25 protein-coding genes and 1 pseudogene are annotated in these 21,102 nt (G+C 48.8%); 5 read left to right on the forward strand and 21 right to left on the reverse strand.

Annotated elements, in window-relative coordinates:
- Positions 1-3 precede the first annotated feature (3 nt).
- Positions 4-591: a hypothetical protein gene (locus tag ACKU4E_RS05645; RefSeq protein ID WP_320170101.1), complete on the forward strand. Its 588-nt coding sequence runs from the start codon at positions 4-6 to the stop codon at positions 589-591.
- A 61-nt stretch (positions 592-652) separates the two neighbouring features.
- On the opposite strand, the gene panD is transcribed toward ACKU4E_RS05645, so the two are convergent.
- The 20 genes and pseudogenes from panD to ACKU4E_RS05745 form a co-directional block, all read right to left on the reverse strand.
- A complete protein-coding gene (gene panD / locus ACKU4E_RS05650) occupies positions 653-1,003 on the reverse strand; it encodes an aspartate 1-decarboxylase (protein WP_320170102.1) in 351 nt (116 codons plus the stop codon).
- 173 nt (positions 1,004-1,176) lie between these two features.
- On the reverse strand, positions 1,177-1,689 hold the full coding sequence (locus ACKU4E_RS05655; RefSeq protein ID WP_320170103.1) for a hypothetical protein: 513 nt from the start codon (positions 1,687-1,689) through the stop codon (positions 1,177-1,179).
- A 15-nt stretch (positions 1,690-1,704) separates the two neighbouring features.
- Entirely contained in the window at positions 1,705-1,932 is a 228-nt protein-coding gene (locus tag ACKU4E_RS05660; RefSeq protein WP_320170104.1) for a MoaD/ThiS family protein, read from the reverse strand.
- A gap of 432 nt (positions 1,933-2,364) precedes the next feature.
- Positions 2,365-2,865: a hypothetical protein gene (locus ACKU4E_RS05665; RefSeq protein WP_320170105.1), complete on the reverse strand. Its 501-nt coding sequence runs from the start codon at positions 2,863-2,865 to the stop codon at positions 2,365-2,367.
- A 153-nt stretch (positions 2,866-3,018) separates the two neighbouring features.
- Positions 3,019-3,939, reverse strand: a complete 921-nt coding sequence (locus tag ACKU4E_RS05670) for a manganese-dependent inorganic pyrophosphatase (protein WP_320170106.1) — start codon at positions 3,937-3,939, stop codon at positions 3,019-3,021.
- 76 nt (positions 3,940-4,015) lie between these two features.
- Positions 4,016-4,147: a hypothetical protein gene (locus ACKU4E_RS05675; RefSeq protein ID WP_320172661.1), complete on the reverse strand. Its 132-nt coding sequence runs from the start codon at positions 4,145-4,147 to the stop codon at positions 4,016-4,018.
- A gap of 216 nt (positions 4,148-4,363) precedes the next feature.
- Positions 4,364-4,693: pseudogene (locus ACKU4E_RS05680) on the reverse strand (PTS sugar transporter subunit IIC); the annotation flags it as partial.
- Positions 4,694-4,727: 34 nt separating this feature from the next.
- Positions 4,728-5,192, reverse strand: a complete 465-nt coding sequence (locus ACKU4E_RS05685; RefSeq protein ID WP_320170107.1) for a PTS sugar transporter subunit IIB — start codon at positions 5,190-5,192, stop codon at positions 4,728-4,730.
- 2 nt (positions 5,193-5,194) lie between these two features.
- Positions 5,195-5,623: a PTS sugar transporter subunit IIA gene (locus tag ACKU4E_RS05690; protein WP_320170108.1), complete on the reverse strand. Its 429-nt coding sequence runs from the start codon at positions 5,621-5,623 to the stop codon at positions 5,195-5,197.
- A 40-nt stretch (positions 5,624-5,663) separates the two neighbouring features.
- A complete protein-coding gene (gene rapZ / locus ACKU4E_RS05695) occupies positions 5,664-6,545 on the reverse strand; it encodes an RNase adapter RapZ (protein WP_320170109.1) in 882 nt (293 codons plus the stop codon).
- 314 nt (positions 6,546-6,859) lie between these two features.
- On the reverse strand, positions 6,860-7,309 hold the full coding sequence (locus tag ACKU4E_RS05700) for a PTS sugar transporter subunit IIA (RefSeq protein WP_320170110.1): 450 nt from the start codon (positions 7,307-7,309) through the stop codon (positions 6,860-6,862).
- A gap of 3 nt (positions 7,310-7,312) precedes the next feature.
- Positions 7,313-7,858, reverse strand: a complete 546-nt coding sequence (gene hpf, locus ACKU4E_RS05705) for a ribosome hibernation-promoting factor, HPF/YfiA family (protein WP_320170111.1) — start codon at positions 7,856-7,858, stop codon at positions 7,313-7,315.
- A gap of 50 nt (positions 7,859-7,908) precedes the next feature.
- Positions 7,909-9,324: an RNA polymerase factor sigma-54 gene (gene rpoN, locus ACKU4E_RS05710; protein WP_320170112.1), complete on the reverse strand. Its 1,416-nt coding sequence runs from the start codon at positions 9,322-9,324 to the stop codon at positions 7,909-7,911.
- A 486-nt stretch (positions 9,325-9,810) separates the two neighbouring features.
- Positions 9,811-10,533 (reverse strand): LPS export ABC transporter ATP-binding protein, encoded by a 723-nt coding sequence (gene lptB, locus ACKU4E_RS05715; protein WP_320170113.1) that lies wholly within the window; start codon positions 10,531-10,533, stop codon positions 9,811-9,813.
- 56 nt (positions 10,534-10,589) lie between these two features.
- Positions 10,590-11,408 carry an LptA/OstA family protein gene (locus ACKU4E_RS05720; protein WP_320172620.1) on the reverse strand — a complete coding sequence of 273 codons (819 nt, stop codon included), beginning with the start codon at positions 11,406-11,408 and terminating at the stop codon, positions 10,590-10,592.
- Positions 11,339-12,145 carry a hypothetical protein gene (locus ACKU4E_RS05725; RefSeq protein ID WP_320170114.1) on the reverse strand — a complete coding sequence of 269 codons (807 nt, stop codon included), beginning with the start codon at positions 12,143-12,145 and terminating at the stop codon, positions 11,339-11,341. The genes ACKU4E_RS05720 and ACKU4E_RS05725 overlap by 70 nt, the downstream gene beginning before the upstream one ends.
- 93 nt (positions 12,146-12,238) lie before the next feature.
- A complete protein-coding gene (gene lptC, locus ACKU4E_RS05730; RefSeq protein WP_320170115.1) occupies positions 12,239-12,829 on the reverse strand; it encodes an LPS export ABC transporter periplasmic protein LptC in 591 nt (196 codons plus the stop codon).
- On the reverse strand, positions 12,830-13,351 hold the full coding sequence (locus ACKU4E_RS05735) for an HAD-IIIA family hydrolase (protein ID WP_320170116.1): 522 nt from the start codon (positions 13,349-13,351) through the stop codon (positions 12,830-12,832).
- Positions 13,341-14,153: a 3-deoxy-8-phosphooctulonate synthase gene (kdsA, locus tag ACKU4E_RS05740; protein WP_320170117.1), complete on the reverse strand. Its 813-nt coding sequence runs from the start codon at positions 14,151-14,153 to the stop codon at positions 13,341-13,343. Before kdsA ends, ACKU4E_RS05735 begins: the two co-directional genes overlap by 11 nt.
- Positions 14,154-14,237: 84 nt before the next feature.
- Positions 14,238-15,869, reverse strand: coding sequence for a CTP synthase (locus tag ACKU4E_RS05745; protein WP_320170118.1), 1,632 nt, complete (start codon positions 15,867-15,869; stop codon positions 14,238-14,240).
- Between the two features lie 286 nt (positions 15,870-16,155).
- Here ACKU4E_RS05745 and ACKU4E_RS05750 point away from each other — a divergent pair, with 286 nt between their 5' ends.
- The 4 genes from ACKU4E_RS05750 to ACKU4E_RS05765 all read left to right on the forward strand — a co-directional run bounded on the left by ACKU4E_RS05750 (position 16,156) and on the right by ACKU4E_RS05765 (position 20,170).
- A complete protein-coding gene (locus ACKU4E_RS05750; protein ID WP_320170119.1) occupies positions 16,156-16,965 on the forward strand; it encodes a phosphoribosylformylglycinamidine synthase subunit PurQ in 810 nt (269 codons plus the stop codon).
- 186 nt (positions 16,966-17,151) lie between these two features.
- Complete coding sequence (locus ACKU4E_RS05755; RefSeq protein ID WP_320170120.1) at positions 17,152-17,664, forward strand: nucleoside deaminase; 513 nt, start codon at positions 17,152-17,154, stop codon at positions 17,662-17,664.
- Positions 17,665-17,832: 168 nt separating this feature from the next.
- Entirely contained in the window at positions 17,833-18,372 is a 540-nt protein-coding gene (locus tag ACKU4E_RS05760) for a hypothetical protein (RefSeq protein ID WP_320170121.1), read from the forward strand.
- 265 nt (positions 18,373-18,637) lie between these two features.
- Positions 18,638-20,170, forward strand: coding sequence for a methyl-accepting chemotaxis protein (locus ACKU4E_RS05765; RefSeq protein WP_320170122.1), 1,533 nt, complete (start codon positions 18,638-18,640; stop codon positions 20,168-20,170).
- Positions 20,171-20,469: 299 nt separating this feature from the next.
- On the opposite strand, the gene ACKU4E_RS05770 is transcribed toward ACKU4E_RS05765, so the two are convergent.
- Entirely contained in the window at positions 20,470-21,045 is a 576-nt protein-coding gene (locus tag ACKU4E_RS05770; RefSeq protein WP_320170123.1) for a calcium-binding protein, read from the reverse strand.
- Between the last annotated feature and the right edge of the window lie 57 nt (positions 21,046-21,102).

Genomic DNA, 21,102 nt, shown 5'->3' on the forward strand with positions numbered 1-21,102 from the left:
GAAATGAAAAAGTTTTTTTACGTTATGATCTTATTGCTGGTCTGCTCATTGCCGATATCTGCCAGCGCATCAGACACTCAACAAGTGCTCGCAACTTATTCCTTCAATTCCAAAAAGGTTCCGGCGCAATGGTCAACCGGAAAGACCTTTGTCATAGGTGAAAACCGGACATTGGGACTTTTCAATGACCGCAACAAACGTTACCGGAAATCAACAGTTCTGACCATAGACGGGATACCGGAAGGCAGAGAGGTTGAAGTAAAATTCGACCTGATCTTCGTCGGCACCTGGGACAGCGGAGGCAAGCTGGCCGATCGTTTCACTATTTCTGAAGTTGATGGAAACCAGTTACTGGAAATGACCGAATTCCCGTGCGCGCTCATTGATGGGGATGAATCACGCCCGCTGGACAACAACGGTTTCGTAAGGGTCGGAGAAAGGGAGCGGGCCTATTGGATACAGCCGCTGGCCATGAACATTCCCCTGTCCGGGATCAAGAACGGCAAGACGGCCATCGAGTTCAGGGGATATCTGACCGGTCGTAAAACGGAATTCTGGGCGCTGGATAACGTTAAAATAATTCTGCAGTAGCAACAGCAACCCACAAAAAGAAAAAAGGCGCGGTTACCCGCGCCTTCTTGGCTTTCAGCTATCAAGCTTTTTTAACCTTGTTCCCGTCCCCCAGCAAAACGACCTTGGGCCTGTGCAGAGCCAGTTCGTCTTCATCCAGCCAGGTATAAGAACAGATAATGATTTTTTGTCCGACCTCACCCTTGTGTGCGGCCGCACCGTTAAGACAAAACTCACCCGGACCGCCTTCAATGGCGTATGTGGTAAGCCTTTCACCGTTGTCGACGTTCAGAACATCGACTCGCTCGTAGGGAAGAATTCCCGCTTTTTCCAACAGATCAACATCGATGGAAATTGAGCCTTCATAATCAATATTTGCATCGGTTATGGTGGCTCGATGAATTTTTGAATTCAAGAGGCAACGATTGCCCATACTTTCCTCCTTCAGGAGCATTCCTGTTCTCCTGAAGCAATGCCGATATCATGCAATCTGCAAGTTAGCAATCATCTATAGGTTGATTATAAAATCAGGAATAAACCAGCCGCTGCGTCCATATAAAGAAAGGGCCGAAAAATCGGCCCTTCCGTGAATTCGTAATGAAGTAATTAAGCTCTGCGAAACTTGCGGCGAAACAACGCCACCAGCGACAATCCTCCGCCGAAGAGTAGAACAGCTCCGGGGATAGGAGTCGGAGTCCGGTCTATCTCACCAGACGTAAAAGTCCACTTCTTGTTCTTGTAGAAATTTGTCCCGGTCAAGGTTGTCTGCTCGCTGACCTCAGCCCAATCAACAGAGAAGTTGGTAAACTTGTCCGGCTTGGGGCTGTCAAACTGAATATGTGTATACAGAGTCTTGAAGTCCGCTTCAGGACCGCTGAAAACAGCGCTTGTCTTGGTATCATCAGTATAACGCCAACTCCACCCGGAAGAGGACTGACCGCTATTAATCTTTACGTCCTTGATTGAAACACCGGGGTCGTTAACCCATATCTGCATGGCATAAACATTGGAATTTTCATTATACCAGCCATTGGCATTAATGGTAGAAGCAAACGCCGAAGCAGCGGTAAAAACCAGCAATGCAATCAGCAGTGTAAATACACCTGAAAAGAACCTCATTATCCACCTCCATTATCAACCACCGCCGACAGCGGGGAAAACACCGACCCTGTCCCCATCTGCAAGCACTTTGTCAAACGCCGAAGAAACGCCGTTAATGAACACAATTTTTACTTCTTCAATCGGAATGCCGACTCTCTCAAGAACATCGCTGACAGTTTCACCATCATTTATCGGATAGTTTTCAGAATTCTCAGGGGCTTTTTCAGAAAAAGTTGCGTAACAGAGTAAAGTAATATTCATATATCCTGCTAAAAGCTTTATACTGAAAGAACGGCATTGTATTCAGTAAGTAAGTATAAATTTAAAAAAATCAATAACCGACACCAAACATTTAGAAAGTTATGCAACAAAAAGGACAAAATCAAGCTTTCTCAACAATTATTTCCAAAAAATAAAACAAGCTTCTCCTTGATTATTAATGAAATGATTCAATAAAACCTGATTTCAAGGAGTTGGCTCATTAAATAATTCGTTTTTGCCAGCAACATCCGGAAGAAACAATTCCCTCTGGAATAAGCCGGATAATCATCGGCCGTTATTTAAAGCATAGATTCTGCTAACCAAACAAAAAAGGCTGTTTACAAAAACAGCCTTACAATTTTTTACGTTAGAATGTTGTTGCCGGGATACAGCTTAAAAAAAACTAAACCGGATAGACATAAATTCAAACAGCTATGTCCTTAACTTTCTACGAATAACAGCAAGAAGAGAAATCCCTCCGCCAAACAGAATGACCGCCGCCGGAATGGGGGTCGGAGTATTGGAAATCTCCCCCTGAGTATAGGTCCACTCCTTATTGCTGTAATAATTTGTCCCCGTCAGGGTCGTATCTGTACTGACTTCAGCCCATTCCACACTGAAATCATAAAACGGATTGGGTGAATCAAATTTCAAAGACACAACCAGATCACCTGCAGAAGACGTTTCGGACCCGCTGAGGATTACACTGGTATGGGAGTCGTCAGCGTAAGTCCAGGACCAGCCGGATAAGGAATCCTTGCTGAAATCAACACTTGTTATGGAGATGGCTGAATCAGTTGTCCACAACTGGACGGTGTACACTCCACTGCTCTCAGTTCCCCAGCCCTTGGCTGAAATGGTGGAAGCCTGTGCTCCCCCTGAAACAAATAAAATCAGCAAAACAAATATACAGGCAAGATAACGCTTAAACATACTCCCCTCCATTGCGTCATGAAATGTTATATACATACCAAAACGACATTGTCGGGAGCCAGATAAGAATAACTAAGTTGCCTAAAGAAGGTGCAAAAAAAAAGTCCGGCAGAGCTAACTCTACCGGACCCTTTAATGCAGTGTGAACTTAACTTATGCGGAGAAAGCTTTCTCGAAGTTAGGAACAACCTGTTTTTTACGGGACATTACGCCTTCAAGGTATACTTTGGTACCTTCGGGAGCAACGCCGAAAGCTTTTTCGACAACGGAAGGATCATCGGAAACGATGAGCATTTCGGAACCTTCTTTCATGATGTCGGTAAGCAGCAGGAAGCAGCTGTGACGGCCGTCAGCTTTAACTTTTTCAAGTTCAGCGTAAAGATCAGCCTTAATGTTGTCGAATACGGACAGATCAACAACTTCGAGCTGGCCGATGCCGACTTTATTGCCGGACATGTCGAAGTCCTTGTAGTCACGGAAAATCAGTTCGCTCATGGTTGCACCGGCAACAGCGGACTTAACGTTGAACATTTCCATTCCGAGAGCCATAACGTCTGCAACGCCGGCAATCTTGGCCAGTTCTTCAACAGCAGCCTTGTCAGCATCGGTGCAGGTTACGGACTTGAACATTACGGTATCGGAGAGGATGGCACAGAGCAGGATACCGGCAATGTTTTTGGGAATTTCAACATTGTAGAACTTGTACATGGAGTTGATTACGGTACCGGTGCAGCCAACAGGCCATACCCACATTTCGAGGGGGTTGGGGGTGGTTACATCACCGAGTTTGTGGTGGTCGACAACGGCAACAACTTCACCCTTGCCGAGGTTGTCCATGCTCTGAGCCAGGTCGGAGTGGTCAACGAGGATCACTTTCTGATCGGTGGCGTCAGTTACGATTTCGGGAGCAGCGCAACCGAATTTTTCCAGTACGAAAGCGGTTTCAGGAGCAACTTCACCCTGAGCAACAGCTTTGGTTTCTTCTTTGACCTTGGACCACAGGTCTGCGATAGCAATTGCGGAAGCAATGGTATCGGTATCGGGGTTTTTGTGTCCAACAGCAATAATAGCCATAATTAAATTCCTCCTCAAAATATGGTAGCTTAAACAAGCTTGTGTCTTCTATCACAATCTTTTTTGCCTGCCAAGCCTATACGATGCCGGCAAGGACAATAAAGCCGAGCAAAACCACTCCGAAGACAAAAGCGGCGTAAGCTTTACGCAATCTCAGGGCTAAAAGGCCTCCGAGACTGGCGGCAATCCACAAAAAAGACCACTTCATATCCACTCCGGCGACCAACGGTCCCCATTTGTGAAAAAATATACGAAGTATGTAATGAAGGATCAAGGTACTTGTCCAGAAAAAAAGCCAAGAAGTCACAAATGTTCTTAAAATAGACTGAAAGACCAGTTTTCCGGGCAGTTCTTCACCTGCTTTTCCCCTTCTGGCCCAGTTTAAGAGCCGGTTATGACCGCGGTTGTGCCAGCGTCGAAGCGAATAATCCAGCCAGGACCCGAAACGGGCCAGGGGAAGGCACGCAAGAATAATGATCATAACCTGACGGGCCTCGGTAAAAGCAAAGGAGGTTGTCAGAGTGAGAGCACTGAAGGTGGGGGCGAGAATGTGAGGAGGAATGTAAGTTCCGGCCGGGATATTATCCAGCCAGAATAACTCAAAAAAAACTGCAATCCGCATACTGGTGAGGACATCCCCGGTCACAGCGCCCCAAAGAGCACCGACAACCAGAGGCCGCTCCAGCAGGCCTGGATTTATGGTAAAACGGAAAAGGGAAAAAAGCGCAAAAAAAAACCGATTACCGCAACCCATGCGGGAAAAGGCAGAGCAAGTCCTTGCAGAAAACTCATGCGAACCTCACCTGAACAGGATCATTTGGTACACAGCGGAAATCCAACTCTATCCCACGGCCTTTGAAATAATGCAGACAGGACTCATCATCGGAACTGAGCGCAACACTGGGAGAAATCTGCTTTTTGCCGGGGCCGTAATGAATATTTCCTATATTGACGGAATTGAAACTGAAACCGGCTTCAAGTGCGCGACGCACGTCGGCACAGGATGAAAAAAGAATGATCATGCTCCCGCGCTGTTCACAGGGAACAGCCATGAGTCTGGCGTTGAGATCCTCGACTCTGGAGAACGAACAGGTCACTGATTGTGGAATGGCAAGGGACATTATCTGTTGCTGCAGGCTGTCATCGGCCACGGAATCATCCACCACGATAATGTGTCTGGCGTGGGTGTACGGTAACCATGTTTCAATAATCTGCCCGTGAACAAGCCTGTTATCAATTCGCACCCACTGCATGACTACCCCTTCGAAGTTCGTTTTCGCAGCATTTCACCGGCAATGACAATCCCTTTTACTCCGGCCTTGCTGACCTCATCGGCCAGCGTCTGCAATGATTCATTCCGTTTCTGCAATGCCTTGAGCAGCATGGGCAGGCTGACACCGGTAACAACCTCGATCTTTTCACCCTGCAGCATGGAAAGACTCAGGTTGGTAGGAGTACCGCCGAACATGTCTGTAAGGACCAGCACTCCGACACCGTTAGAAACTTCCGCAACCGTTTTCTTGAGAAAATCCATGGCAGCGTCAATCCCCTGAGAAACGTCAACGCTTACCGAGCTGACGTAATCCTGCGGACCGACAATAAGTTCAGCCGCATCAACCAGCGACTTTCCGAAGTTACCATGAGTAACAAGGACAATTCCTATTTTGCTTGATTCAGTGCCCATTAAAATTCCCGATTAGAACAGACGGACAGACCGTCTCCTGTTATTTCAGGTGGATATGCTTATGTTCCAAAGAAACAAGATACCCTTTATCTTTGAGAGTTGCAAATATCCTTTCGGCGGTTGCCACGGACCTGTGCCTGCCGCCGGTGCACCCCACGGCTATGGTCAGCCGGTACCGCCCTTCAGCCTCGTAAAGAGGAAGCACATATTGAAGGAAATCGAGATATTTCTCAATAAAAACCGACCCCGGCTCCGTGCCGAGGACGTAATCCGAAATGGCCTTGTCCTTCCCTGAAAGAGGCCTGAGATTCAAATCAAAATACGGATTGGGCAGAAAGCGCAGGTCCATGACCATATCTGCAGCAGTCGGGACATCATGCTTGAACCCGAAAGACATGACATGCACCCGCAGTCCGGATGACTTTTCGGTCAGTTCCGACCATTTTTCCTGAATGCTGCGACGCAGGTCGTGAATGGAATAAGTAGTTGTATCGATAACAAGATCAGCCTGTTCTCGAAGGGGGGAAAGAATCTCCTTTTCCTCTTCAAGAGCCTGCTCCAGGCCTATGTTACAGGCCTCAAGGGGGTGAGGACGGCGGGTTGTGGCGTACCGGCGGACAAGTTCAGGCAGGCGCGCTTCCAGAAAGAGCAGGCTTGGGCGAAACCCTTCACCCGCCAGTTCAGCGCGGGTATTCTCCCACTCGTCAATAAAATCATGCTGCCTAAGGTCCATTCCCAGCACCAGCCCGCGGTACATCCGGTCCTGTCCTGTAAACAGCTTGACCATTCTCGGCAGCATGCCGGCCGGCATTCCGTCCACACAGAAAAACCTAAGGTCTTCAAAGACCTTGAGCACCGTAGACTTGCCGGCCCCGGACAGTCCGCTTACCACAATAACCGGGAATGATTCAGACCCTTCCATTCCGACTTCCCCCCTTTACTTTTGTCCTGGTAACCAACCGGACCGCAGTATGCATACTTTGCGAGGAGGATAGTCATTCACCAGACCGCATCGGACAGGCCGGGCGCAAGAATCCGCCATCGCGTAAACCGGATATTATTTGTGCTGTACGCCCTTGAATCAGGAATGCCCTGAGAGCTTTTGCATGGATTTTCTTCCGCTGGCGGCAGTTTTCTTTTGCCGCACAAAAGAAATAGCCACATAAACAAAAATTAGCAATGGCCTGGACTCATTGCTAATCTCGTTGCAAATTCAATTTTAAATATTCTGATTGATCAGCCTACACCGAGGAGCTTAAACAGTTCCTGCTCATCCTCAGTATCTATGAAGGCCTGCCGGTAGGCGGGGTCTTTCAGTTGCCGGGAAATCTGCGCCAGAACCTTGAGATGGGCACCGGCCCCTTTTTCAGGGGCCAGGACCATAAAAAAGATTCGGCACGGCTGCATATCAAGCGCTTCAAAATCCACGCCCTCGCCGGACCTGCCGACGATAACCACGATTTCTTCCAGGCAATCAAGTTTACCGTGGGGGATGGCTATGCCATCCCCTATACCGGTTGTTCCGAGTTTTTCACGATCATTAAGAACCTTGATGGCGTTGTCCACATCCACATCCAGCCCTGCGGCAGGAAGGGTGGAGACCATTTCCCTCAAAACCCCGCTTTTGTCGGAGCTTTCCAATTCATATATAACAAGGTTCTTCGCCAGATTATCACTTATATTCATCAGTTAGTATCCCGGGTCAATCAAACCGAAGTCGCCGTTGTTGCGGCGGTAAATCACGTTGATTGCTTCATTATCAGCATTGCGGAATACGAGGAATTCGTGCCCCATGGTCTGAAGCTGCTCTGCGGCCTCATCCACACTCATGGGCTTGGGAACAAAGGAATCGGACTCTACGATCACAGGTTCCCTATAGGTTTCCTCGTCAGCATAGCTGATTATATCCATATGTGCTGAACCGGCACCCGCATCCTTGCGCCGACGGCTTATCACCTTTTCGCGGGCACGGCGCAGCTGTGCTTCGAGCTTGTCAAGAACCATGTCCACAGTGGAATACATGTCTTCTGACACTTCATATGCGCTTATGTGCATATAATCGGAGCTTAAAACCACCTCAGCCACATGCCTGAACTTGTCCACCGACAGGTTTACCTGCATTTCGGTGTTTTCAGGATTGGTCACATACTTCTCAAGCTTGGAGAAACGGCTATTTGCATATTCCTTCAGATGTTCAGATGCATCAAAATTCTTAAAGGTGAATGCTACGTTCATAGAGCCTCCTTCGTAATAGGTGAATATGCTTTTTTCTCCGGACTTACATTTTAAAATACCTTCTTGCGTTTTGACGAGGAAGGAATTCCCAATGCAGTCCTATACTTGGCTACAGTCCTTCTCGCAATGTTGACCTCAAGACTTTCCTTCAGTATTTCGGCTATTTTTTCATCGCTCAGCGGCTTCTTGCCATCCTCCTCGCCGACAAGCTTCTTGATCATTGCCTTTACGGATTCGGAACCGACCTGAGATCCATCATCCAACCCGAGAGCACTGTTAAAGAAAAATTTCAATTCATAAATCCCATGCGGAGTGGATACATACTTGTTGGTCGTTATCCTGCTCACTGTGGATTCATGCATTTCAATATCTTCAGCGACCTCCTTCAGAATAAGCGGTTTCAACTTGGTAACCCCGTGGGCGAAAAAGTCACGCTGAAACCTCACGATTGATTCAAGAACCTTGTAAAGAGTCCGCTGCCGCTGATACAGGCTTTTCATCAGCCATTGGGCGGAGCGCATCTTGTCCTGAAAATATTCCTTGTCTTCCCCCTTGGTAGAAGCCAGAGTTTCGACATAAAAAGCGTTCATCTGCAGCTTGGGCAACCCGTCCTCATTCAGAACAATGACAAAATCTCCGTCATATTCATAAACATAAGCATCCGGGCTTATATAGAAAGAGTCTCCGCTTGAAAAACTTGCTCCCGGCAAAGGGTCGAGCGTCTGCATCAGGTCCAGATAACTCTTCAGGTCCTCCATGCTGAGCTTGAATTTTCTGGCCAGCGGCTTATACCGCTTTTTTTCCAGATCATCCAGATGATCCCTTACAAGCGAGACAAGAATCGGATCATCGTCCAGCTTCAATGTCTCCAACTGAATCATCAAACATTCCTGTGGAGTGCGGGCTGCAACCCCTACAGGGTCGAACCTCTGTATCCTGTACAGCACTCTTTCCACGTCTGCGATTTCAGTATAGCATGTTTCGGCGACCTCTTCCAAGTCAATCCGTAAAAAACCTCCGGAGCTAAGGTTCCCGATAATGCACTCTCCGATTTCGATTTCCTTTTCACTGAAATCGGAAAGAGACAGTTGCCAGTGCAGGTGCCCTTCAAGCGAGGTTGACTTTGTAAGCCGTGCCTCGAAGGACATACCGTCTTCAAGAGACTCAGCCTCGCGGGAGGCTGACTGCTTGGAAGTGCTGGAAAATTCACCAAGGTAATTTTCCCACTCCGCTTCCCTGGACATCTGGACCTCTTCGGCAGATGCGGTACCGGCGTCAGAATCAGGAGAATCGGTCCTTTCCTGAGAATCGGCTTCCTCAAGAATAGGATTTTCCATCAGCTCCTGATGTACTGAATCCACCAGCTCCAAACGCGAGAGCTGCAATAATTTAATTGCCTGCTGCAACTGGGGAGTCATCACCAGTTGCTGCGTAAGCTTTAATTGCTGTCTAAGTTCCAACCCCATAGACTTACGCCACCTTCGTGATCATACAAGAATAACCAATCTGAATTGTTTTCGGCATTTCGCAAGAAACAGAAACATTTTTTCCCATTCTGCTCCCAGCGTGATTAAACAATGCCATACTCCACTATATTTTGCAACACGCATCTAAAATTAATCTGAAATTTCAATATGTTTTAGGGAGTATGGAGGCTTATGAAAAAAGTGTACCAATGTTCTTGCAGACTGTAAATCCACACGGGCCAAATTAATTAAACTTAGGCTAAATATCCTGAAATGGACAAAAGGAAGAATTATCGTACGCAAACAGATACAGGACAAAACAAAAACAATAGCTCTTAGCAAAAAAACGCAAAAAATCCCGAAACAACGGCATGTCAGCAGCCTTTTATCCCGGGATTTTATTAGCAGCGCGATATCTTGATTTTTCGAAATTGGCGAGAATCCTACCTCATCTTCCGACTTTGAAATAATCGCTTATGAAAAAGATTACAAACTGAAGGAGTCACCGAGATAAAGCCTTCTGGCCTTGGTGTTCTTGACAATACTTTCCGGGGAACCGTTCAGAATAACGCGCCCTTCATAGACCAGATAGGCCCTGTCACATATGGATAGTGTTTCGCGCACGTTATGGTCGGAAATAAGAATTCCCAGCCCCATATCCTTGAGAGACGAGATAATGTCCTGAATATCAATTACAGCTATCGGATCTATGCCCGCAAACGGCTCATCGAGCAGGATAAAACTGGGATTGTTGATCATGGCTCTGGCAATTTCCAGACGGCGGCGTTCACCTCCTGAAAGATACATGGCTTTCTGGTCGGCAAGACGCAGAATATTAAGCTGGTCGAGAAGTTCATCTGCGCGCCGCCCCACGGCTTTACCGGAAATTCCGGTATGCTCGATGATGATTTCCAGATTCTTGCGCACCGAAAGTTTTTTGAAGATGGAACTTTCCTGCGGAAGATAGCTGACCCCCATACGGGCCCGCTCGTGCAACGGAAGCCTGGTGATCAGTTTCTTGTCGAAATAAACTTCACCGGAAGTAGGCTTTACAACCCCTACGAGCATGTAAAAAGTAGTGGTTTTCCCGGCGCCGTTAGGACCGAGCAAACCGACAACCTCGCCTTCGCGCACGGTCAGATTAATGCCCCGGACGACCTCCTTGGGGCCGTAGCACTTGACCAGTTTTCTGGCGACAATTGAAGACATGTGACTCCTGTCTGTTGATCCGGAACGACATTATCAACGGCAGAGAGAGCCGTAGACTAGTCGGTCAGCTTCTTCGGTGTGTAAAAAATTGCTTCAATGGGCTTGTTTCCGCCGACAACTTCAGAGCGATTTTCCTTGAGATAAAACCGGATAACATTGCCCTGCACCAGATTGGCTCCGTCCTGAAGCCTCGCATCGCCTTCCATGAGTATAATCGAATCGGCGACTTTGTATGTCAGCTTTTTACAATTACCCTTGCGATTATTCATCACCACCCTGACGTTGCCGGAAGCGACAATCTCCCGAATCTTATCCTGAGTATCGGAAAGAGAATCTCCTTCCGGCCTCAGAAATGCGGTCAGTTTTTCGGAGGTAAGGGTTACATCAAGGCGGACAACCTTTACATTGCCGGAAAAGGTAATCCGGTTGCGGTTCTCGCTGAAGGTCATCTTCTCGGAAGTGATCTTGATGGGAACTTCATCGGCAGTGCCGGATTTTCTTTTCTGTGCAGGCTTCTCTGCCTTTTTCTCGGCAGGAGGATCGGCCTGAAGATAAGTGCCGTAGACATAACCGATCTTCTCGGCCTCCTTGCCTTCGGCAAGGCGGAAAACAGGATACCATTTATTCTCAATCGCACCGACAGTAACGGATTCCCCGACTTCAAGTTTACCCACGATAAGCGACTTGGGATCTGGTTCGGAACGCACATTCAACACGGCCGAGGAGTACATGGTCTTTGTGGACACAGGAGTTTCCAGAATCTCCTGCATGGCCTGCTCCATAGCGTCAAGATTGTTCTGACGTTTTACTGCGGCCTGTTCTTTCTTCTTTTTTTCAGAAGCAATTTCAGCCTTGCGGGCATCGATACCGGCCATCTGAACTTTTTCGAGATTTTTCGGATAGGCAGCCAGGAAAGGCCCCAGGCATACCCCCATACGGGAGTATCCTTGTTCACAATAGTATCAATGCGGTAAAGGGCATACATTCCGCCTTTCTCTGCTCCGACCTGAGCTCTGTGCCCCGGACTAAGAATCCCTACCTCGGCTGATCCGGCCACCGGTTTTTCAATAACATTTATACGTCTTACTGCGTAACGGATACGGGCGTCGGCAACATCAATATCCACATCTTCCTTTTTTACAAACCCCAAGGCCTCGGATTCCGAGACAACTGCGGTGTCACCCTTGAATGCGGCGTACCAGCCGTCACGCAAAAAGCCTACCTTGATGCAGTCTCCGGTCTTGAAAACTCCACCGGTTGAAGATTTGACGGTTCTTTCGAGATGGTACTTGATGTCCCTGCCCAGATAACGGACATCCCCCCAGTCCGCCTGCGGACTTTGAGGGGCGGCGGCAACAACAACCTTGGAAGAAACATAGCCCACAGGCAATTCGTTCTTCCCGGCCGATGCGGGAAAAACAGGATACCAACCGCCATCCAAGGCCCCTACCCTGAAACTCTGATCGGGAGAAAGAATCCAGACAACCGGAGCCTTCAATCCCGGTTCAGACCGGACGTTGGCAATTGATTTCGCAACCCTGAGCCCTTCAGGAGCTGCAGCGTGTGCAGGAAAGCTGAAAGCAAGGCTCAACAGGAACAAAAGACAGAGCAAGGCCGGAAAACAGTTTGCCGGGCTACTCCCTTTAAAACATAAATTTTTAAAATTGCTAGTCAAATGCATGCTCGCTTCTGAAATTGGTCCCCATTATTCGGGCATAACCACCATAGCAGGTGATATCAGGGCTTCCATACCGTCTTCAATCATTATTTCGCGGGTGACAAGGTCAACTTTAACTTTCTTGGCGCTGATAAAAGTTGCAGGGCTGAACACCCTTACATTTCCTTCCAGAAAAAGGACATTTTCCTTGGGCACGAAATTCAGCCGCTCGGACTTGAGTTTCATATCGCCGTAATGCCCTTCAACGTTATCCCAGAGCCTCAACCCCTCGCCTTTCTGGCTGACCTCTCCGTGCTGAGCACGAACAAAAACTTCCTTGCGGTCTCTTCCCAGATAATATGTAACCCGAGGCTTATCCGCTATAACAAGCCCCTTTTCCTGGTCATAATCAGCGCTGCCTGCCCGCAGAATCCACTCCACATCCCCACCGGTCCCCTGAATCAATTCAATTTCCTCGGCAGAAACATCAGACTTGTTCTGGTCAGCCAAGACCGGACGTTTAACGGCCGAACGGACCATGTGAGGATACGATCCGTACTTTTTACCCAGCAAGGTCCCGGAAATAACCCCCAGCAGCAGGGCCAGGACTAAAAAAAATACGTAACGGCTTCGGCCCATTTAGCCTGCCCACTCCTGCCAGATGGAACCGAGTTTTCCCTGTGCGTCAAGAATGAAGGAGATAGCCTCGCGCACGGCCCCGTGTCCTCCGCTCCTTGAAGATATCCACCGGGCAAGACCGAAAATCTCAGGCTGAGCGTTCTTGACGGCCATGGGCAGCCCGACCCGGAGCATTACCGGAACGTCTATCCAGTCATCACCAACGTAGGCGACTTCTTCATCAGTAAGACCTTTTTCACGCAACAGCTTTTCATAGAAAGGCAGCTTTTCCCTCTGGCCGGGATAATAATCGGTTATACCCAGTTCGGAAACCCGCTCCTTTACCGCACCGTGATCAAGACCGGTTATAACGGCAACCTCTATTCCAGCCTGCTGTGCGAATTTTATTCCAAGGCCGTCCTGCACGTTGAAACGCTTCATGACGTTACCTTCGTGGTCATAATAAAGACCGCCGTCTGTGAGCACGCCATCCACATCCAGTATAAGCAGCCGAATTTTTGAAGCACGGTCCTTAGCAGACATAATCAACGCTCCATCCGGCCATCAGATCGCGGATAAGATCCTCGGTCCGGTCAAGCGGCCAGCTGTTGGGTCCGTCGCAAAGGGCACAGTCAGGATCGGGGTGAACTTCCATGAACACACCGGACGCACCGGCTGCAACGGCAGCCCTCGACAGCACGGGAACAAACTCCCGCTGTCCTCCGGATTTTCCGTCCAGTCCTCCGGGAAGCTGCACGGAATGAGTGGCATCGAATACGACCGGGCAACCCAGTTGCCGCATCAGAAGAATGGAACGCATATCCACTACAAGATTGTTGTAACCGAACGATGAACCGCGCTCGGTCAGCCAGATGCGGCTGTTTCCGGCCTCTTTCAGCTTACCTACAACATGACGCATATCATTGGGAGCCAGAAACTGGCCTTTTTTCACGTTTACAACCCGCCCGGTATCGGCGGCGGCGACCAGCAGATCGGTCTGGCGACACAGAAAAGCCGGAATCTGAACCACATCGGCAACTTCGCCGACAGGTGCGGCCTGATCCGGGGTATGGATATCAGTAACTACAGGGAGACCGATTTCATCCTTGACACGCTGCAGCCACTTGAGCCCCTCGTCCATTCCCGGACCACGAAAAGATGTGATGGAAGTACGGTTGGCCTTATCGAAAGAACTCTTGAAAACAACGGTCATACCCAGACGTTCAGCGATACCGGCCAGTTCTTCCGCAGCACGCAATGCCACATCCAGCGTCTCAAGCGCACATGGTCCGGCCAGAATAAAAGGTCCTTCCAGACTTTTCTGATATAATTCATCGGGAGTCAAAAGGTCCGCCCTCCATATATGAATCCGGCCGAAAGCGGACACGCCCGCTTTCGGCCGGACTTTAATTAGCTTAAAGAGTCCCGCCTACCTGTTTTTGCATGCAGCCTTGATAAATTCCCTGAACAGGGGATGTGCATGCATGGGATTCGACTTGAATTCGGGGTGGAACTGGCATCCCAGAAACCAGGGGTGGTCGGGAACTTCAACCATTTCCACCAGAGTTTCATCCGGGGAAAGTCCGCTCAGGACAAGCCCGGCTTCCACCAGTCTGTCAGCGAATTTTTCCTTGTTGAATTCATAACGATGGCGGTGACGTTCCTGAATTTCGACCTGTCCATAGGCTTCCATGGCCTTGGTGCCTTCAACAACCTTGCAGGGATACGAGCCAAGACGCATGGTTCCGCCCTTGTCGCTTTCCTCGCAACGGTTTTCAGTCTTTCTGGTACGGTAATCAAACCATTCGGTCATCAGGTAGATGACGTTGTTCTTGCCGTCCTTGTCGAATTCCTCGGAGTTGGCGTCTTCGATACCCAGAACGTTACGGGCGAATTCAATCACCGCACACTGCATACCAAGGCAGATTCCGAAGAAAGGCACCTTGTTGACACGGGCGTATTCGATGGCGGTAATCTTGCCTTCAACACCACGGGTACCGAAACCTCCGGGTACAAGCACGCCGTCGCATCCGGCCAGCTTTTCCTTCACGTTGTCGCGGGTAATCTCCTCGGAGTTGACGTAACGCAGCTTGACTTCCACGTCATTTGCCACCCCGCCGTGAATCAATGCTTCATGCAGAGATTTGTAGGCTTCCTTGAGATCCACGTATTTGCCGACAATAGCGATTGTGGTCTGACCCTGCGGATGCTTGAGCTTGTAGTTCAACTGCTTCCAGGGTTCGAGGTTGCAATTTTTGGCCGGAAGTTTGAGCAGAATAGCGATCTTCTGGTCCAGACCTTCCTGATAGAACTTGAGCGGAACTTCATAAATGGACTTGACATCAACTGCTGTGAAAACAGCATCGAGATCAACATCGCAGAAAAGGGAAATCTTCCTTTTGATATCATCGTCAAGATCAACTTCACTGCGGCAGAGTATGATATCGGGATGAATACCGATTCCGCGCAGTTCCTTAACGGAATGCTGAGTGGGCTTGGTTTTGACCTCTCCGGCCGCAGCAAGGTACGGAACCAGGGTCAGATGGATATAAAGTACATTTTCGCTGCCGAGCTCGGAACGCAACTGGCGAATGGCTTCAAGGAACGGAAGACCTTCGATGTCACCTACGGTCCCGCCGATTTCGACAAGGGCTACGTCTTCATTCTTGGCCACGCCGAGAACAGCATTCTTGATCTCATCGGTGATATGCGGAATAACCTGCACGGTTCCGCCGAGGTAATCGCCGCGGCGTTCCTTGGAAATTACGGTGTGGTAGATACGGCCGGAAGTAAAGTTGTTGTTCTGGCTGAGCGGGACGTCCAGATAACGCTCATAGTGTCCGAGATCAAGGTCAGTTTCCGCGCCGTCATCGGTCACATAGACTTCACCATGCTGAAAAGGATTCATGGTGCCGGGATCAACATTAATATAAGGATCCAGTTTTTGGATGGTTGCGGTAAGCCCTCTGGCTTTCAGAAGTGCTCCGATAGATGCTGCGGCAAGACCTTTACCCAGCGAGGACAGCACGCCCCCTGTGATGAATATGAATTTGGTTTTCATGAATGCTCCCGTCCCGAGCGGACAATTTATTTTGAATTCTCGCTGTTTCATAAAACAAAAAGGACAGCGAATAAAGTCGCATCAGGGAAAAAACACAAAAAAGGACCGTCTCCCCGAACAATCTTAATTCAGGCGTATCCGACTACAAAAAAATGTGTTAGCGGTACGTCCTGAGGAATTTAGATTGTTGACGGGAAGCTGACCCGCAATTATGTTCCTCTCTTCTAAACATGGACTAGATAGTCTTTGAGCATTTCTATTGTCAACATCTGGAGGACAAAAATATATGGCCCGCGTAAAAGTTTTGGTCATTACCGGTTACGGAACCAACTGTGAACAGGAATCGGCACACGCCGCCCGCAAGGCCGGCGCAGACGAAGTGGATATAGCTTATTTTTCCGACCTCGCGGCAGGCAAGACAACTCTTGAAGGATATAATTTTCTCATTTTCCCGGGAGGATTTCTGGACGGAGACGACCTTGGAGCAGCCCAGGCTGCAGCCCTGCGCTGGAAACACGCCCAGACAGAAGACGGCAGCCCTCTGGTTGACCAGATCAAAAAATTCTTCGAAGACGGCGGAGTTATTCTCGGTATCTGCAACGGATTCCAGCTTCTGGTCAAGCTCGGTCTTCTTCCTGCGGTCGGCGGAGAATACTTCACCCGTCAGGTTTCGCTGAGCTACAACGATTCAGCAAAATACGAAGACCGCTGGATTCACCTCAAGGCGAACCCGGATTCACCCTGTGTATTCACCAAAAAGATTGATACCCTCAACGTTCCCGTCCGTCACGGTGAAGGCAAGATTATTCCCGCAGACGATGCAATGCTTGAAAAAATTGTTGAAAACAACCTTCATGCCCTGCAGTACATCGATCCGGAAACCGGGGAAGTAACCATGGAATACCCAGCCAACCCCAACGGCTCTCCGCTCGGCATAGCGGGACTGACCGACCCGAGCGGTCGCATTCTCGGCCTCATGCCGCACCCGGAAGCATATAACCACCCCACCAACCACCCCAAATGGACCCGCGGAAACCTCCCCACTCTGGGGCTGTCTCTGCTCGAAGGTGGCGTAAACTACATCAAATCCCTGTAGTGCTCTGAGGCGGTAAGCCCTGTTTTATCGGACCGTAAGTGATTAATTCCGAGGGGAGAGTTCAGACTCTCCCCTTTTTTTGTTTTTGATGCTATTATGGCAGGAGTAGATCGCCCTGCGGATGTCATAGCAGGACGAAGACTTATGCTTATTCCGAAACCGGAAAGCCGGATAAAAAGAGAATAAATGACCAATATCATTATCAAAGGCAATGCCCCGTCAAAACCGCCTGCCGGTCAGAGCTGGCGTTCGATGATGGACGTGGCAATCCGTGAGGCATTCAAGGCCCGCCGGGATGACGAGGTGCCGATCGGAGCAGCCCTGTTCGATGCTGACGGTAACCTGCTGGCGTGCGGCAGCAACAATCCCCTGACCACCAACGATCCCAGCGGACATGCTGAAATGAACTGTATTCGGGCGGCCTGCCGCAAAACGGGCAATTACCGACTTCCGCCGGACACGATCCTCGCAGTCACCCTTGAACCATGCATAATGTGCCTTGGAGCTATCATCCATGCCCGTGTCGGAGGAGTGATATTCGGCGCTCCGGACCCCAAAGCCGGGGCTGTTGTGTCCAATATGGACGGAACGGAACTTCCGTTCGCCAACCACAGGTTTTGGGCTATCGGAGGTGTGTCCGGCCAGGAATGCAAGGAAATACTGCAGAGTTTCTTTCTTCAGAAGCGCAGGAAGGACTGATACGGAGACTGCGGTACGGACCTTCTCCGCAAACGGCATAAATCAACGTCCGCTGTCACATAAAATCGGACAGATTTAAAGGCGGTTATAATTTTCACGTGACAAATTATTTTTTTTCAATGTATGCACCATGAAAGCCACAAAAAATTTATCACAAGGGAGATTGTCATGTTTAAAAAAACACTTATGGCACTGTGTCTGGTAATTGCTCTTGCCGTTTCCGCATATGCCGAGTCACCGCTTACTTCAGACCAGGTGGAGAGAGTTTTTTCTGCGTTTGAAGCTCTCGAAACATATACGGACCAGATGGATCAGGAACGGGAACAGTCCGGTGAAATGGATGCGGACCCCTTCGATCCGGAAATGTTCAGCCGCGAATGCTCTCTCATGTTCGGCTATAACACCGAAACCAGAAAAATAATCGAAGATCATGGATTCACATACAAAACCTGGCCTGAAACTGCCGGACGCGTGATGAAGGCCATGGCCTATCTGGCAATGCAGTCGGAAGGAGAATCCGGGATGGAAGAAATGAAAGAGGCTCTTGCTCAGATCGAGGCTGACCCCAACATGTCTGCTGAGCAGAAAGCCGCCATGAAGCATCACCTCCAATCCGCAATGAGCACTGTCAACACAATGATGAAAGCGCCGGAAGAGGACGTCAAAGCTGTTCGGCCGTATTTTGAAAAATATGCCAACGAACAATAATTGAACAGCGGGGATGCAAAAAATCCCTGCCCATCAAATTAACACGTATCGTTTTGACGCACTTGTAACAGTATAATATAATAGTATTTTTTTTAAATAATACATTTTTGATTCAAAAGATGTGTCCATTTGGCACATTTCTTAAAGACTGAGGCCCGACTCGCCGTTACTAACACATTGAATTAATGGACCAAACATATCTGGCACCAATAATGCTCGATACCTGTTCAACCTGTTATTATGTTAACCGAGAGGGGGTTATGTTATGACAAATCGTCTTTACGCCAGCATCGCCGCAATTGCTGTTCTGCTCGGTGCCAGTCTCTGTTTCATCCACGATCCGGCTGCCCTTGCCATTGTATCTGTTTCGATCATCGCATTAATCGCGCTTGGCGTAACTGTTCAACGTAAACTGATCACTCCGGTAAACGTGCTGACAAAAGAGGTTCAGCGCATTGCCGACGGAGACTACAGCCCCATTCCGCATCACAATTTCATGTCCGAACAAGGCATACTCGCCTCCAAAATCGAGGATCTCAACAACATCCTCAACAGCCGGGTCGGAATGAGCGAATCGATGATCTCGAACATTATGACCCCCATGATTGTCGTAAACCCTGACGGAACAATTAAATGGTTGAATGAAAGCGTTATCCGGCTGGTTGAAGAGGAAGGAGAGCCGGATAAGTTCATAGGCATGGATTTTTCCATATTCTTTTATGGAGAAAAGATGGAAACGGTTTCGGAGACCTGCCTGAAGGAAAAGAAAAAAAAGTTTGTGAAAACACAGTTTGACGGCCGCAAGGGAAATACCAAGTATATTTCCGCCGCAGCCTCGCCGATTTTTGATTTCCGTGGCAACATGCTCGGCGCTTTTACCACCATAATGGATTTCACAAACATAAAGACAAAAGAAGACCTCATAACCGCGCAGAACCAGCGGATAGCCAAGGGAGTCAATGAGGCCAGCAAAATTTCCGAACAATTGGCCGAAACATCGGAAGAAATCAATTCCGAAGTGAAAAACTCCAGTTCCGGAATACAGGAACAGAGAACCAGAACAGAAGAAGTGGCCACGGCCATGGAACAGATGAACTCCACCATACTTGAAGTTTCAAGAAGTTCCAGCGATGCGGCCCAAATGGCACGCGAAACCCAGAATACCGCTAAAAGCGGTTCCGGGCTGGTGGAAAACGTTATCGGCATGATGACGGAAGTGAATATGAAGGCAGGTAATCTCAAGGACGAAATGGGAACCCTGGAAAACCAGAGCAACGGCATCACCACCATTATGCAGGTCATTTCCGATATCGCGGACCAGACCAACCTGCTGGCACTCAATGCGGCCATTGAAGCGGCCCGCGCGGGAGAAGCCGGACGCGGATTTTCCGTGGTTGCCGATGAAATACGCAAACTGGCCGAAAAGACAATGCACGCGACCAAAGAAGTCAGCGAATACATACAGGCCATCCAGACAAGCTCCAAGAAAAGCACAAGCGCAACCGAAGACACCCTGCAAAGCATACAAAACGCCACGGAAATGTGTAGCGAGGCAGGAGAAGCCCTGCAGCAGATACTTAACATTTCACAGCAGACCGCCGCTCAGGTTGAAGGCATCGCCGCTGCCGCTGAAGAACAGTCCGCAGCAAGTGAAGAGATAACCGGAGCCATAGACGCGGTAAACGAAATTGCCACGCACACTTCCGGTTCCATGAGTATGGTAGCCACATCCATAACAGAGTTGGCCTCCCTGGCCACGGAACTGGACCAGCTTATGAACAAAATGCAGACCAACTAGATTTCCTTCCTCAGGAAGGGAGGCCCGCTAACGGTCATTCCGGGGCTTCCCTTCCACCAAAACTTTTCCATTAAATTTTTACGAAACAGTCAGTACACTCCCTCCCCTCATCCTTCTTCCGGTATATTTTCCAATCTGCCATCCACTAAACAGAACAAAAAAGCGCGCTCCGTGCGGAACGCGCCTGATAAATTTTCCACTTCTGCTGACCTAGAAAAAATGTGGTCAGAGCAATTAATGGGCCTGCTGGACCGAAATTTTAACAGGCAAGGCCATGCCGGTTAGTTCGGGCAGACAAACTATTTGTCTTTTTTCCAGTTGTCCCATTCTTCCTTGCTGAGCTTTCCATCCTTGTTCACATCAGCTTCACGCATAATCCGCTCGGCGTTGAGGGGGTAAACGTTGACAATTTCCGAGCGGATGATCGTCTTGCTTCCGTCTTTGTCTATGTCCACAAATGCACGGGAAAAACGAATTCTTTCCATCTGGTAATATATGGCCTTGGCCTTCCGTCCGTTTTCCAGATAATAAAGACTCATGGTCTGGGGTGAAGTCAGGGTTCCCTGAGTATATCCATCCTCATGTTCGGCCAGATAAAGACTGACTTTATCCGCCCCGATCACACCGGAAAAACCTTCAGTTATCGCATAATCGGATTTAGCGCCGAACCAGGCCTTGTAGCCGGCAAAAAGAGACCCATCCTGTTTATTTATTACAAATAGCGCCTTGGATGTTATTGTTGTTCCGTCTTTCTTCATCATCTTCACTGTACCGACCCAGGAACCGCGAATTTCGGGATAATCCGCGGCAAAAACGGCCGAACTCATCATCATGAGTACAATAAAAGCCAGGATGCAGCTGAATCCTTTTTTCATTCCATACACTCCATAAGGTTGCAGATTTAAGATATTACTATTTTATTGGGTAAATAT

Origin of the sequence: Maridesulfovibrio sp., from assembly GCF_963677005.1 — a bacterium.
Classification (GTDB): domain Bacteria; phylum Desulfobacterota; class Desulfovibrionia; order Desulfovibrionales; family Desulfovibrionaceae; genus Maridesulfovibrio.